Here is a 13,927-nt window from a genome sequence, read left to right on the forward strand (position 1 = left end):
GCGAGGTCGATGCCGCTTTGGCGACGAGCCTGCAAACCCCGCGCAACTGCGCAAAGTGGCAGGCCAGACGCCCAAGTCAAGCCGACACCCACGAAACACCGATACGGAATACCAGCCTGCAGCCTTCAGCTGCCGGCGGATCGAAGCGAGTCCCTTTGTGCTGATGCTGCTGATTCAAATGTGCCTGCGCTGGCTGACCTGGTCCCGACCAGCGGCCTCGGGCATCGAATCGCCAGAACCGCGCGCCACCCTTGCGCAACGAGTTGTCGAACAGACAGCTTCTCAGCACCACGAAGGGCTCGCCCCCATCCACGCGCCCCCACTCCGGCTGTCGTCACCGAGCTGACGCTCGAGACGGCCGCTCGCGCTCGCGCGCCGCGGCACCCAGCATCCGGAGCCAAGCGGCAATTCCCCAAGTTTCGCGGGCGTCGTCCGTGCATCGTTGGCCCTCCAGGGCCGGTAGAACGATACATATAAGGACAACGCATCATGAAGCGGATGCTGATCAATGCCACGCAGGCCGAAGAACGCCGCCTGGCCATCGTCGACGGGCAGAAGCTCCTCGACTACGAAATCGAGATCGAGGGACGCGAACAGCGCAAGGGCAACATCTACAAGGCCGTCGTGACCCGCGTCGAGCCCAGCCTCGAAGCCTGTTTCGTCGACTACGGCGAGGACCGCCACGGTTTCCTGCCGTTCAAGGAAATCTCCAAGCAATACTTCGCCGAAGGCGTCTCGGCCAGCCAGGCCCGGATCCAGGACGTCATCAAGGAAGGCCAGGAACTGGTCGTCCAGGTCGAGAAGGAAGAGCGCGGCAACAAGGGCGCGGCCCTCACCACCTTCATCTCGCTGGCCGGCCGCTACGTCGTGCTGATGCCGAACAACCCGCGCGGCGGTGGCGTCTCGCGCCGCATCGAGGGCGACGACCGCGCCGAGCTCAAGGAGGCGATGGACCAGCTCGAGTACCCCAAGGGCATGAGCATCATCGCGCGCACCGCCGGCATCGGCCGCTCGGCGCCCGAACTCCAGTGGGACCTGAACTACCTGCTCAAGCTCTGGAGCGCCATCGACGGCGCGGCCAAGGGCGGCAAGGGCGCCTTCCTGATCTACCAGGAATCCTCGCTCGTGATCCGCGCGATCCGTGACTACTTCAATCACGACATCGGCGACATCCTGATCGACACCGACGACATCTACGACCAGGCGCAGCAGTTCATGGCGCACGTCATGCCCGAGCATGCCGCCCGCGTGAAGCGCTACCGCGACGATGCCGCGCTGTTCAGCCGCTTCCAGATCGAGCACCAGATCGAATCGGCCTACGCCCGCACCGTGCAACTGCCCTCGGGCGGCGCCATCGTGATCGACCACACCGAGGCGCTGGTCTCGGTCGACGTGAACTCGGCCCGCGCCATCAAGGGCGGCGACATCGAGGAAACCGCGACCCGCACCAACCTCGAAGCCGCCGACGAAGTGGCGCGCCAGATGCGCCTGCGCGACCTCGGCGGCCTGATCGTCATCGACTTCATCGACATGGACGAGTCGAAGAACCGCCGCGAGGTCGAAAGCCGCCTGCGCGACGCGCTGCGCCAGGACCGCGCGCGCGTGCAGTTCGGCTCGATCAGCAAGTTCGGCCTGATGGAAATGAGCCGCCAGCGCCTGAAGCCGGCGCTGAGCGAAGGCTCGTCGATCCCCTGCCCCCGCTGCGGCGGCTCGGGCCACATCCGCGACACCGAATCGAGCGCGCTGCAGATCCTGCGCATCATTCAGGAAGAGTCGATGAAGGACAACACCGCCGCCGTGCACGTGCAGGTGCCGGTGGAAGTCGCGTCCTTCCTGCTCAACGAGAAGCGCACCGAGATCGCCAAGATCGAGCTCAAGCAGCGCGTGAGCGTGCTGATGGTGCCGAACAAGACGCTCGAGACGCCCAACTACAAGCTCGAACGCCTGAAGCACGACGACCCGCGCCTCGACCACATCGAGGCCAGCTACAAGATGGCCGACGAGATCGAGGATCCGACCTCGGTCACGCGCCGTTCGCAGGAACCCACCAACAAGCAGACGCCGGTCATCAAGGGCGTGCTGCCCGACGCGCCGGCACCCGTGGTGCCGGTCAAGCCCGAGCCGGTGCGCGCGCCCGTCGCCGCACCCGCGCCGGTCGCACCGCCCGTGGCGGTGGCGCCCGCGCCGGCCGAGCTGGGCTTCTTCGCCCGCATCAAGAGCTGGTTCGGCGGCGGCACGCCGGCGGCCGCGCCGGCACCCACGCCCTCGGCCATTCCGGTCGAGCCGCCGAAGCCCGCGCGCCGCGAAGGCCGTGACGGCCGTCCGGGCCGCGATGGCGAAGCGCGCGGCGCACGCGACGGCGAACAGCGCCGTGGCGGCCGCGGCGGCGAAGGCCGCAATGCCGAAGGCCGTGGCGAGAACGGTGCCCGTTCGGGCAACCGCGACGGCGAACGCCGTGGCGGCGGCCGCAATGGCGAGCGCCGCGAAGGCGGTCGCGAGGGCCGTGAAGGTCGCGAAGGTCGCGACAACCGCGGCGCCGAGCTGCGCGCCGATGGCCAGCCGCGCGAGAACAACCGCGAAGGCCGTCCGCCGCGCGAGGGCGATCAGCGCCGCGGTCGCGGCGAACGCCGCGAGGGCGAAGGTCGCAACGTGCCGGCCGAAGCGCTCGAAGGCGTCAGCCTCGAAGCCCAGCAGCTCGCACCGAACGCGGTGCCGGGCGAGGAAGGCACGGCTGGCGGCGAACGCGCACCGCGCGCCCGTCGCGAACGGGGTGAACGTGGCGGCGAGCGTGGTGAACGTGGTGAACGCAACAGCGACCGCGGCGAGCGCAACCTGAACGGCGAAGCGCCGCGCAGCGAAGCAGCCGCCGGCGAAGACGGCAACGCCGCGCAAGGCGAACGCACCGAGCGCGCGCCGCGCAACGGCCGCGAAGAGCGTGGCCCGCGTGGCGAACGCAACGACGGCCGCCGCGAGCGCCGCAACGACGGCCAGCCCCGCTTCAACGAGGAAGGCGAAGCCGCCACCACCGCATCGGCCGACGCCGAAGCCGGCCGCGAAGCCGCACCGCAGGACGGCGCCGAGCAGGCACCGCGCCGCGACGGCGAGGAGCGCCGCGGCCGTTCGCGCGACCGCTACGGTCGTGACCGCCGCGAACGCGCCCCGCGCGAAGAAGGCGAAGCGCAGCAACCCGTGGCCGCCTTCGACGGCGCGCCCGCCGAGGCGCAGAACCTGCAGGACGCGCCCGTCGCGCGCCAGCCGCAGCCGTTCGCGGAGCAAGCGGTGGCCCAGGCCGCCGACAGCGTCGCGGTCGTCGCCGAAGCCCCGGTCGCCGCGCCGCAGGTGCGCGAGCCCGCACCCCAAGCGCGCTTCGAGCAGCCGCAGCAACCCGCGGCGCCCGCGGCACCGATCGTGGTCGAACGCGCGAGCGCTCCGCAGCCGGCCGCCAACGGCCGCGCGCTGCCGAAGGTCCAGTCCTTCGAACTGCCGCTCGACGAGCTCGCGCAGATCGCTCAGAGCTCGGGCCTGCAGTGGGTCAACTCCGACGCCGAACGCATCGCGCAGGCGCGCGCCGCGATCGCCGCCGAGCCGAAGCCGGTCCACGTGCCGCGCGAGCGCCCGCCGGTGATCGTGCTCGACGAAGGCCCGCTGGTGCTGGTCGAAACCCGCCGCGAACTGGCCGCGATGACGTTGCCGTTCGAGCAGCCCGCTGGCGAAGCGCAGCCGGAGCAGCGCACGCTCTGAGCATCCGCTCGACTGCCATGAAGACGGCGCCCTCGGGCGCCGTTTTTCATGGGGCCGGCATCTCGAGGATCAGCTCTCCGAAGCGGCAGGCGCAGGGCGTGCGGCCGTTCTCGCTCCAGATCAGCGAGAAGTCCACGCTCGGCAAGGGCCGCAACCCATAGCGGCCGTCGACGATCTTCATGCCCGGCTCCACGTCCTCGCGCGTGATCACCGTTGCCGCGAGCCCCGCGAGCACCGCCGCGCGAATGCCCTGCGGGCTGGCCGAGGTGAACACCACGTGCCAGTCGATCGGCGCGAGGTCGAGCGCCGAGCCGGCCACCTGCCGGTAGACGCAGGGCTTGGGAAAGAAGGCCAGCGGCAGCGAGCCACCCCTGGGCGGCTCGAAGGTCTCGGCCGCGGCCCAGACCAGCTGCGTGCGCCGCAGCCGCGTGCCCTCCTCCACCTCGGGCGGCGACATCACGACCGCGAGGTCGAGCTCGCCGGCCTTGATCGCCGCGCGCAGGTCGACGTGCATGCTCACGCAGACCTCCAGGCGCACCGACGGAAAGGCGCGCGCGAACTGCGACAGCAGCGGCGCCAGGCGCTCGCCCAGGAAGTTGTCGGGTGCGCCGAAACGCACCACACCCGAGATCGGCGAGGGCTGGAAGCGCTGCGTCATGGCATCGAGCGTCGTCAGGATCTGCTCGGCATAGCGCAGGAAATCCTCGCCGTCCTCCGTCACCGTGAGGCGGCGCGTCGTGCGGTGCAGCAGCGCGCGGCCCACCTGCTCCTCGAGCCGGCGGATCTGGTGGCTGATGGCCGACTGCGTCAGGTGCAGGCGCTGCGCGGCGCGCGTGAAGCTGCCGGTCTCCTTCACGGCCACGAAGGCGCGCAGCAGGGTGGGATCGAAGTCCATGGCGGGGCGGGCGGGTCGTTCGAGTAGTGATGGAGATTAATGAATCTCACGAAATTAAATCATTTCCCTCATGAAGACCCTTTGCCCAGAATCGCGCTCCTCACGGCCGGCCTCCTCGCCGCGCCGCGCCAACCGGACGCCCCATGACCCTCTCACCCACCGCACGCAACCGCCTCGCGCTGGTCGCCCTCTGCCTCGTCGCCGCGATGTTCGGCCTCGAGATCTCCAGCATTCCCGTGATCCTGCCCACGCTCGAGAAGACGCTGCACGCCGACTTCGAGGCCATGCAATGGATCATGAATGCCTACACCATCGCCTGCACCACGGTGCTGATGGCGGCCGGCACGCTGGCCGACCGCTACGGTCGCAAGCGCGTGCTGGCGATCAGCCTGCTGCTGTTCGGCCTCACCTCGCTGACCTGCGGGCTGGCGCCGAGCGCGCCGCTGCTGATCGGCGCGCGCTTCCTGCAGGGCCTGAGCGGCGGCACCATGCTGATCTGCCAGATCGCCATCCTCTCGCATCAATTCCAGGAGGGCCGCGAGCGCAGCCGGGCCTTCGCGATCTGGGGCGTGGTGTTCGGCGTCGGCCTGGGCTTCGGGCCGATCGTCGGCGGCGCGATCGCCGCGCTGTGGCGCTGGGAATGGGTGTTCCTGGTCCATGCGCCGCTGGCCGCCATCGCCTGGCTGCTGGCCGCCGTCAGCATCGGCGAGTCGCGCGACCCCGAGGCGAAGCGGCTCGACCTCGCGGGCATCGTCACGCTGTCGCTCGCGGTGCTCGGCCTCACGGGCTACATCACGCAGGGGCCCGGGCTCGGCTTCGCGAGCGCGGCGGCTCTGGCCCTGCTCGGCGCCGCGGCCGCGAGCTTGGCGGCCTTCGTGGCGATCGAGCGAAGCCGCACCCATCCGATGTTCGACTTCTCGGTGTTCCGCATTCGCGCGTTCTCGGGCGCGATCCTCGGCTCGGTCGGCATGAACTTCAGCTTCTGGCCCTTCATGATCTACCTGCCGATCTACTTCCAGGCCGGCCTGGGCTACGACGCGGTGCAGGCCGGCACGGCGCTGCTGGCCTACACGCTGCCGACCCTGCTCGCGCCGCCGCTGGGCGAGCGGCTCGCCACTCGCTTTCGCGCCGGCATCGTGATCCCGGCCGGCCTGTTCGCCATCGGCGCGGGTTTCCTGCTGAGGCGCTGGGGCAGCGGCGCCGCCGACGCGAGCTGGCTCACGCTGCTGCCGGGCTGCCTGCTGGCGGGCCTCGGCCTGGGCGTGATCAACACGCCGGTGACCAACACCACCACCGGCTCGGTGTCCGCGAGCCGCGCCGGCATGGCCTCGGGCATCGACATGAGCGCGCGGCTCATCACGCTGGCGGTCAACATCGCGCTGATGGGCTTCCTGCTGCTCGCGGGCATCGCCGACGCGCTGCGCCGCGCGCTGCCGGAACTGGCCGTGTCGCTGCCCGCGCTCGCCGAGCGGATCGCGGCCGGGCACCTCGCGACGCTGCACCGGGAGTTTCCGGCGCTTGCCGCGCTCGACCCCTCGGGCACCATCGCCCACGCGGCACTGCTGCGGGGTTTCGGCGGGGTGATGCTCTACGGCGCGCTCGGCGTGTGGATGCTCGCGGCGCTGAGCGCGCTGGCCTTCCACGGCGGAAGCAGGCGGCCGGCGGTCGCCTGCGCCTCGCGTCCCTGAGCTATCGCAACGAAACCGGGTGGTTCTCGATCTGCGCCGCGTTGCGCCAGGCCAGCGCGGCCTGCTCGGCATCGCCGCGGTCCTCGGCCAGCTGCGCGAGCGCGAGCCAGGCGCGACGGTAGAGCTCGGGATCCTGCAGCCCCATGCCGGCCTGCGACAGCAGCTGCTGCGCCTTGCCCCAGAGCTGGCGCTTCATGCAGGCCATGCCCGCGAGGTACTGCAGGTTGGCATCGCGCGGGTTGTTGCGCTGGGCGCTCTCGATGCGTGCGAGCCAGTCGGCATCGACCGGATCGAGCCCCGCCTCGAGCGCCAGCGCGAGCTTGACGCGCAGCGCGTCGCCGAGACCGCGCGGCACCGACACCATGCGCTCCCAGACCGGCAGCAGCCAGCCGCGCGCCACCGGCAGGTCGCCCTTGAGCAGCACCATGCGCTGCGCGGCGTGGATGGCGACCTCGGGCATCTCGCGTTCGGCCGTCTCGAGTTCGGACCAGGCGCGCAGCAGCTGCGCCGGATCGTGCGCACCCGTCAGCAGCTCGGTCGCGAGCCCGCGCACGATGCTCTGCGCGGCGGCCTCCGAGAAGGCACGGTGCTTGGCCAGCAGCCGCGCGGTTTCGAGCGCCTCGAGCGTGCGGCGGTCCTGGCGCGCGGCCTTCAGCCGCAGCCGCAACGCCAGCGTGCGGCGCTGCGCGCCCTGCGGCAGTTCCTCGAGCCGCGCGAGCGCGGCGGCTGGATCGCGGTCTTCGAGCGCCCAGCGCGCGGCGCGCAGTTGCACGCCCTCGCGGGTCTCGGGGCTGGCCAGCAGGTTGCGGTCGGCACTCTCGTTGAGCGCCTGCTGCAGGTGGGCGTCGCGCGCCGGGCGGTCCTGCAGCGCCTGCGCGCTCTCGGCCGCGAGCAGGTGCGACAGCACGCGCACCTGCTGCGCCTGCGGCAGGCTGGCGCCGAGCGCGGCCAGGGTCTTCTCCTGCGTGAGCGCGGCCTGTGCGGCCTTGCGCGCACGCGAGAAGCGGCCCGAGATCAGCTGCACCATCGCATCGAGCAGCGCCGAATGCAGCATGCGTTCCTTCTGCTGCATGCGCCACTGGCGCGCCTGCGTTGGCAGCGAGAACAGCGCGGCCAGCGCGCGCAGCGCCGCGTGCAGCAGCACGAACAGCGTCAGCAGGATCACCAGCACGAGGTTGAGCGAGAGATCGACCCGCCAGGGCGGCCAGAACACGGTGATCGTGCCCTGGTTGTTGCCGGCGAACAGCGCGACAGCCGCGGCGACGGCGAACAGCGCGAGGAGCCAGAGTGCGGCGCGCATGGAAAGCCCTGCCTCCTCAGCGTCCGGCCGCGGCGGTGGCCAGGGCGGCGAGCGTGTCGTCGATGCGCGGCGGCTCGGTGGTCTTCACCAGCGCCTGCAGCTGCTGCAACTGCGTGGCGGCCGCCTGCGTGCGGCGCGACGCGGGATCGAAATAGCGGTTGAGCGAGGCGGCCACGGTGGCGAGCTCGCTGCGCGTGACGTCGACCTGGCGCGACAGCAGCGACAGGCGCGCGTTGAGCAGCTTGAGCTTGAGGTTCTCGCGCAGGAAGTAGGTCTGGTCGGGCGCCAGCAGGATCGCCTCGGGCCGCTCGATGCGGCCCACGCGCACCAGCGAGCGCGCCTCGTTGCGCACCGTGAGCAGCGCGCGCTCCCACCAGGGCGCGTCGGCCGGCACCGGGTCGGACTGCCAGGCATTGAGGCCGGTGCCGCGCATCGCGACCGCGTTGAGCGGCGGCAGGTCGTCCACGCCGCGCATCAGTTCGTCGAGCTTCTGCAGCGCCTCGCCGCCATCGGCGCTGGCGGTGCTGCGCAGCCGGTCGGCGTCGCGCTGCATGGCGCGCTGCAACGGCGCCAGCCGTGGCTGGGCGGCGCGCGCGATGCGCAGGTCGCCGGCCTTCAGCGCGGCCAGCAGCGGCTCGACGCTGCCCGTGACCTGCGCCTGCTGCAGCGCGAGCCGCAGCGTGGATTCGATGTCGACCACCAGGTTCTCGTCGCGCGAACGCGAGAGGCTCTGCATCAGTTCCTCGAGCTGCGAGCGCTGCAGCGCGACCTCGGCGACCCGGGTCTCGGTGAGCGCCACGCGCGCGGCGGTGTCGCGCACCGTGTCCTTGGCCTCGCGTGCCAGCGTGCGCGCCTCGAGCGACTGCATCAGCGCCTCGCTGCTCTGGCGCGCGAGCTGCTCCTTCATGTTGCCGACCTTCTGCCACAGCGCGATCGACGTCAGCAGCGCGCCCAGCGAGACCAGGGCCAGCAAGCCGAGACCGATGCGCGTGAGGGTGGTGGCGGCCGCGGCGAGGGCGGCGGGAGATTGGGAGGAAGTCGTCAGCGGAGCCGGCACGGGTGCCTGGGGTGCGGCGGAGGCGGAAGAAGACTCGTCGGACGGAGGCACGGCGCTCATGCGAGGGATTCTATCGACGCGACCAGCGCCTCCAGCAGCGGCGCGCTCTCGCGCACCGTGCCGAAACCCGCGCCACGCGCGGCTTGCGCGATGCGCGGGTGGGTGGCGATGGCGCGCGCGGCTCGCCAATCGGTGGCCGGCAGCGCGGCGCGCAGGTTGGCGATCGCCTCGGAACTGCTGAAGAGCCAGAGCGCGCGGCCCGCCGCGCCCTCCCCGGCCAGCCGGCGCTGGGCGTCGTCGAGCACGGGCACGAGCCGGCGGTAGGCAACCACCGTGTCGCGCTGGGCGCCCGCATGGTCGAGCGCCTGCGCGAGCCAGTCGCGGCCCGCGGGAAGGCCCTGCGCGTCGCCGCCGCGCACGATCAGCACGCGCATGCCGGGCACGAGCCGCGGCCCCACGATCGCCCACAAGGCTTCGGAATCGAAGCGGCCTTCGTCGGCCGCGGGCGTGTCGATGGCCTCGGGCGGAACACCGTTGCGTTGCAGCGCGCGCGCGGTGCCGGGGCCGGTGGCCCAGAAGCGGCAGCCGGCTGGCGGCGCGGCGCCGGCGTTGGCCTCGAAGAAGCGGTCGACCGCCGCGGCGCTCACGAACATCCGCGCCGCATGGGCGTCGTTCCAGGCCGCGCGCAACGGCGCGGCATCGGCGACCGGCGCGATCTCGATCAAGGGCAGCGCACGCGCGTCGAAGCCCGCGTCGCGCAGGGCATCGATCCACGGGGGAGCCTCGCGCGCCGGCCGTGTCACGAGGACGGTCGTCGCCACGGTCCCCACGCGCCTCAGTGGGCGCCCGCGTCGCGCAGCAGCGAGGCCGCGTGCAAACCGAGCGCATCGGCCTGCGCGTGATCGCCGGCCTCGGCGCGCGCGCTCACCTGCAGCATCGGCTCGGCGCCCTCGGGGTCGCCCCAGGCGGCGTCGATGCGCAGGCTGCCGTCGGGCTGCCAGCGCGCATGCGCGGCCAGCGGCATCGAGCAGCTGCCGCCCATCGCGCGGCTCACGGCGCGCTCGGCGGCGGTGGCGAGCCAGTCGCCGCGGTGCGCGAGCGGCGCCAGCAGTTCGATCAGGTCGGCGCGGTCGGCGCGCACCTCGATGCCCAGCGCGCCCTGGCCCGCGGCCGGCAGCATGGTCTCGGGCTCGAAGGCGATGCGGATACGCTGCTCGAGGCCCAGGCGCTTGAGGCCCGCGGCGGCGAGCACGATGGCGTCGTACTGGCCCTCGTCGAGCTTGCGCAGGCGGGTGTCGAGGTTGCCGCGCAGCGGTTCGATGCGCAGGTCGGGCCGGCGCGCGCGCAGCAGCATCACGCGGCGCAGGCTCGAGGTGCCGACCACGGCGCCCTGCGGCAGTTCGTCGAGCGAGGCATAGCGCGGCGACACCAGCGCGTCGCGCGGGTCCTCGCGCTCGAGCACGCAGGCCAGCACGAAGCCCTCGGGCAGTTCCATCGGCACGTCCTTGAGCGAATGGACCGCGATGTCGGCACGCCCTTCCTCGAGCGCGAGCTCGAGCTCCTTCACGAACAGGCCCTTGCCGCCGACCTTGCTCAGCGTGCGGTCGAGGATCTGGTCGCCACGCGTGGTCATGCCCAGCAGGCGGACCGTGTGGCCCTTGTCTTGCAACAGCGCTTGCACGTGCTCGGCTTGCCACAAGGCCAGCCGGCTTTCGCGCGTGGCAATCACGATATTGCTCAAAACCGCCCCCGAAAAGTACATGAACAGAAACCGGCGGGATGCTAGCATGTTGCGCCGCAGCAACGGCGGCGACGCTCCATTCCAACAGCACTCCAAGTCTCCAGGAACAACATCGAATGAAAGCCAGCAAGACCCCTGTCGCCCCACCGAAGCGCAGGCAAGCCGAAGACCAGCCGCTGATCGACGACATCCGCCTGCTGGGCCGCATCCTCGGCGATGTGATCCGGGAGCAGGAGGGCAAGGAGAGCTATGAACTGGTGGAGAAGATCCGCACGCTGTCGGTGGCCTTCCGCCGCGATGCCGACCAGACTGCCGACCGCGCGCTCAAGAACCTGCTCAAGAGCCTGACCGCGGCCGAGACCGTGCGCGTGATCCGCGCCTTCAGCTACTTCAGCCACCTGGCCAACCTGGCGGAAGACCGCCACCTGATCCGCCGCCGCACCGAGGCCGAGCGCGCCGGCGAAAGCGCCGACGGCGACCTGCAGACCGCGCTGGCGCGCATCCGCAAGGCCGGCGTGAAGCCCGACGAGATCGTGGCCACGCTGGCCCACAGCTACCTGTCGCCGGTGCTCACCGCGCACCCGACCGAGGTGCAGCGCAAGAGCATCCTCGACGCCGAGCGCGCCATCGCGCTGCTGCTGACCACGCGCGACGAGATCCGCCTGCGCCAGCAGGCCTATGCCGGCGGCACCGACGCGCTGTCGCCGCTCGAATTCGCCGACAACGAGGCGCAGATCCGCATCCGCGTCACGCAGCTGTGGCAGACGCGCCTGCTGCGCTTCTCCAAGCTCACCGTGGCCGACGAGATCGAGAACGCGCTGAGCTACTACGAGGCCACCTTCCTGCGCGAGATCCCGCGCGTCTACGCCGACCTCGAGAAGGCACTGGCGCAGGGCGGCCAGACGCCCTCGGTCGCGACCTTCCTGCGCATGGGCCAGTGGATCGGCGGCGACCGCGACGGTAACCCCAACGTCACGGCCGAGACGCTCGAGTACGCGCTGCGCCGCCAGGCCGAGCTGGCGCTGCGCCACTACCTCACCGAGGTGCACTACCTGGGCGGCGAACTGTCGCTCTCGGCCACCCTGATCGATGTCTCGGTCGAGATGCAGGCGCTGGCCGAGCGTTCGCCCGACACCAGCGAGCACCGCAAGGACGAGCCCTACCGCCGCGCGCTGACCGGCGTGTACTCGCGGCTCGCGGCCACGCTGCGCGAGCTCACGGGCGGCGAGGCCGCGCGCCACGCGGTGGCACCGCAGAACCCCTATGCCACGGCCGAGGAGTTCCTCGCCGACCTGCGCACCATCGAGGACTCGCTCGGCGAGAAACACGGCAGCCTGCTGGCCGCGCCGCGCCTCAAGCCGCTGATCCGCGCGGTCGAGGTGTTCGGCTTCCACCTCGCCACGGTCGACCTGCGCCAGAGCTCCGACAAGCACGAGGCCGTGATCGCCGAGCTGCTGGCCACCGCGCGCATCGAGCCCGCCTATGCCTCGCTGGCCGAGGAAGCCAAGCAGACGCTGCTGCTCAAGCTGCTCGACGACGCGCGCCCGCTGCGCGTGCCCGATGCCGACTACTCGCCGCTCGCCCGCAGCGAACTCGCGATCTTCGCGGCCGCGCGCGCGGCCCGCGCGCGCTACGGCAACGCGGCGATCCGCCACTACATCATCAGCCACACCGAGACCGTGAGCGACCTGCTCGAGGCGCTGCTGCTGCAGAAGGAAGTGGGCCTGCTGCGCGGCGCGATGGACAAGGACGCCACCTGCGACCTGATCGTGGTGCCGCTGTTCGAGACCATCGAGGACCTGCGCAATGCCGCGCCGATCGTGCGCGCCTTCTATGCGCTGCCGAACATCCAGGCGCTGATCGAGCGCTCGGGCGCCGAGCAGGACGTGATGCTCGGCTACAGCGACAGCAACAAGGACGGCGGCATCTTCACGAGCAACTGGGAGCTCTACCGCGCCGGCATCGCGCTGGTGGCGCTGTTCGACGAGCTCAACAGGAAGAAGGCCAACCCCATCCGCCTGCGCATGTTCCATGGCCGCGGCGGCACCGTGGGGCGCGGCGGCGGCCCGAGCTACCAGGCGATCCTCGCACAGCCCCCGGGCACGGTGCGCGGCCAGATCCGCCTGACCGAACAGGGCGAGGTCATCGGCTCGAAGTACGCCAACCGAGAGATCGGCCGGCGCAACCTCGAGACCCTGGTGGCCGCCACGCTCGAGGCCACGCTGCTGCCGCAGGGCAAGTCGGCGCCCGCCACCTTTCTGTCGGCGGCCGGCGAGCTCTCGAGCGCGAGCATGGCGGCCTACCGCAAGCTGGTCTACGAGACCCCGGGCTTCGGCGAGTACTTCTTCAGCGCCACGCCGATCCGCGAGATCGCCGAGCTCAACATCGGCTCGCGCCCCGCCTCGCGCAATCCCAGCCACAAGATCGACGACCTGCGCGCCGTGCCCTGGAGCTTCAGCTGGGGCCAGTGCCGCCTCACCATCCCGGGCTGGTTCGGCTTCGGCTCGGGCGTGGAGCAGTTCCTCGCGGCCGCCGGCAATGCCGCGGGCCGCAAGGAGCGCCAGGCGCTGCTGCAGCGCATGTACGCGCAGTGGCCCTTCTTCCGCACGCTGCTGTCGAACATGGACATGGTGCTCGCCAAGAGCGACCTCGCGCTGGCATCGCGCTATGCGGAACTGGTGAGCGACCGCAAGCTGCGCCAGAAGGTGTTCTCGATGATCGATGCCGAATGGCACCGCACCTCGGACGCGCTCACGCTGATCACCGGCGCCAAGCAGCGGCTCGAGGGCAATGCCGAGATGCAGCGCTCGGTGCGCCACCGCTTCCCCTACATCGACCCGCTGCACCACCTGCAGGTCGAGCTGATGCGGCGCTACCGCGCGGGCGACGGCGGCGAGCGGCTGCAGCGCGGCATCCACATCTCGATCAACGGCGTGGCCGCCGGCCTGCGCAACACCGGCTGAGGAGGCACGGCATGCAAGGCTCCTGTCTCTGCGGCGCCGTGGCCTACGAGGCCGCGAAGCTCGCGGGCCCGATCGGCCACTGCCACTGCCGGACCTGCCGCAAGGCGCATGCGGCCGCCTTCGCGAGCACGGCGCGCGTGGACCGCGCCGACTTCCGCTGGCTGCGCGGCCAGGACGACGCGCTCGCGGCCTTCGAGTCGACGCCCGGCAAGCTGCGCCATTTCTGCCGCCGCTGCGGCAGCCACCTCGTGGCCGAGTGGGTGGCCCAGCCGCAGGTGATCCTGCGCGTGGGCTCGCTCGACGACGATCCCGGCGTGCGGCCCAGCCAGCACATCTGGCGCTCGCACGACGTGCCATGGATGGCCTGCGGCGAGGACCTGCCCTCGTTCGCCGAAGGCGCGCCGCCGAAGCCCTGAGCGCGCATTTGCCTCGGTTGGCGGCAAATCGCCGCCTGCGTGCGGTCGAGGACACGCAAACCCCTCGATTGTTCGCCCCCGGGAAACTGACAACTGCCGCGCGGCCCCTTTGTCGCGGGCGCCCGT

Annotated in this window: 9 protein-coding genes; 4 read left to right on the forward strand and 5 right to left on the reverse strand. The window is 71.5% G+C overall.

All coding sequences use genetic code 11. The annotated features are described in order from the left end of the window. The first annotated feature begins 489 nt into the window (after positions 1 to 489). On the forward strand, positions 490 to 3,741 hold the full coding sequence (locus ACEN9J_RS12875; protein WP_413764252.1) for an Rne/Rng family ribonuclease: 3,252 nt from the start codon (positions 490 to 492) through the stop codon (positions 3,739 to 3,741). 46 nt (positions 3,742 to 3,787) lie between these two features. Here ACEN9J_RS12875 and ACEN9J_RS12880 read toward each other — a convergent pair whose 3' ends face one another. Further along, positions 3,788 to 4,636 (reverse strand): LysR family transcriptional regulator, encoded by an 849-nt coding sequence (locus tag ACEN9J_RS12880; protein WP_296730636.1) that lies wholly within the window; start codon positions 4,634 to 4,636, stop codon positions 3,788 to 3,790. Between the two features lie 143 nt (positions 4,637 to 4,779). Here ACEN9J_RS12880 and ACEN9J_RS12885 point away from each other — a divergent pair, with 143 nt between their 5' ends. Continuing rightward, the gene (locus tag ACEN9J_RS12885) at positions 4,780 to 6,324 is read left to right on the forward strand and encodes an MFS transporter (protein ID WP_413764253.1); all 1,545 of its coding nucleotides are present in this window, start codon (positions 4,780 to 4,782) and stop codon (positions 6,322 to 6,324) included. Position 6,325: 1 nt separating this feature from the next. Here ACEN9J_RS12885 and ACEN9J_RS12890 read toward each other — a convergent pair whose 3' ends face one another. From ACEN9J_RS12890 to hemC, 4 genes are read right to left on the reverse strand one after another with little or no spacing between them, the layout of a single operon-like run. Continuing rightward, on the reverse strand, positions 6,326 to 7,624 hold the full coding sequence (locus tag ACEN9J_RS12890; RefSeq protein ID WP_057592311.1) for a heme biosynthesis protein HemY: 1,299 nt from the start codon (positions 7,622 to 7,624) through the stop codon (positions 6,326 to 6,328). 16 nt (positions 7,625 to 7,640) lie between these two features. Further along, entirely contained in the window at positions 7,641 to 8,741 is a 1,101-nt protein-coding gene (locus ACEN9J_RS12895; RefSeq protein ID WP_413764254.1) for a uroporphyrinogen-III C-methyltransferase, read from the reverse strand. Beyond that, positions 8,738 to 9,502: a uroporphyrinogen-III synthase gene (locus ACEN9J_RS12900; protein WP_413764255.1), complete on the reverse strand. Its 765-nt coding sequence runs from the start codon at positions 9,500 to 9,502 to the stop codon at positions 8,738 to 8,740. Before ACEN9J_RS12900 ends, ACEN9J_RS12895 begins: the two co-directional genes overlap by 4 nt. Positions 9,503 to 9,516: 14 nt before the next feature. Next, entirely contained in the window at positions 9,517 to 10,443 is a 927-nt protein-coding gene (gene hemC / locus ACEN9J_RS12905; protein ID WP_057592314.1) for a hydroxymethylbilane synthase, read from the reverse strand. A gap of 95 nt (positions 10,444 to 10,538) precedes the next feature. On the opposite strand from hemC, the gene ppc reads away from it, so the two are divergent. Together ppc and ACEN9J_RS12915 are read left to right on the forward strand one after the other, a co-directional pair. Next, positions 10,539 to 13,385 carry a phosphoenolpyruvate carboxylase gene (ppc, locus tag ACEN9J_RS12910; protein ID WP_413764256.1) on the forward strand — a complete coding sequence of 949 codons (2,847 nt, stop codon included), beginning with the start codon at positions 10,539 to 10,541 and terminating at the stop codon, positions 13,383 to 13,385. 11 nt (positions 13,386 to 13,396) lie between these two features. Next, the gene (locus ACEN9J_RS12915; RefSeq protein WP_057592316.1) at positions 13,397 to 13,801 is read left to right on the forward strand and encodes a GFA family protein; all 405 of its coding nucleotides are present in this window, start codon (positions 13,397 to 13,399) and stop codon (positions 13,799 to 13,801) included. Positions 13,802 to 13,927 lie beyond the last annotated feature (126 nt).

The sequence above is a fragment of the Variovorax sp. Varisp41 genome (genome assembly GCF_047325085.1).
Taxonomy (GTDB): domain Bacteria; phylum Pseudomonadota; class Gammaproteobacteria; order Burkholderiales; family Burkholderiaceae_C; genus Variovorax.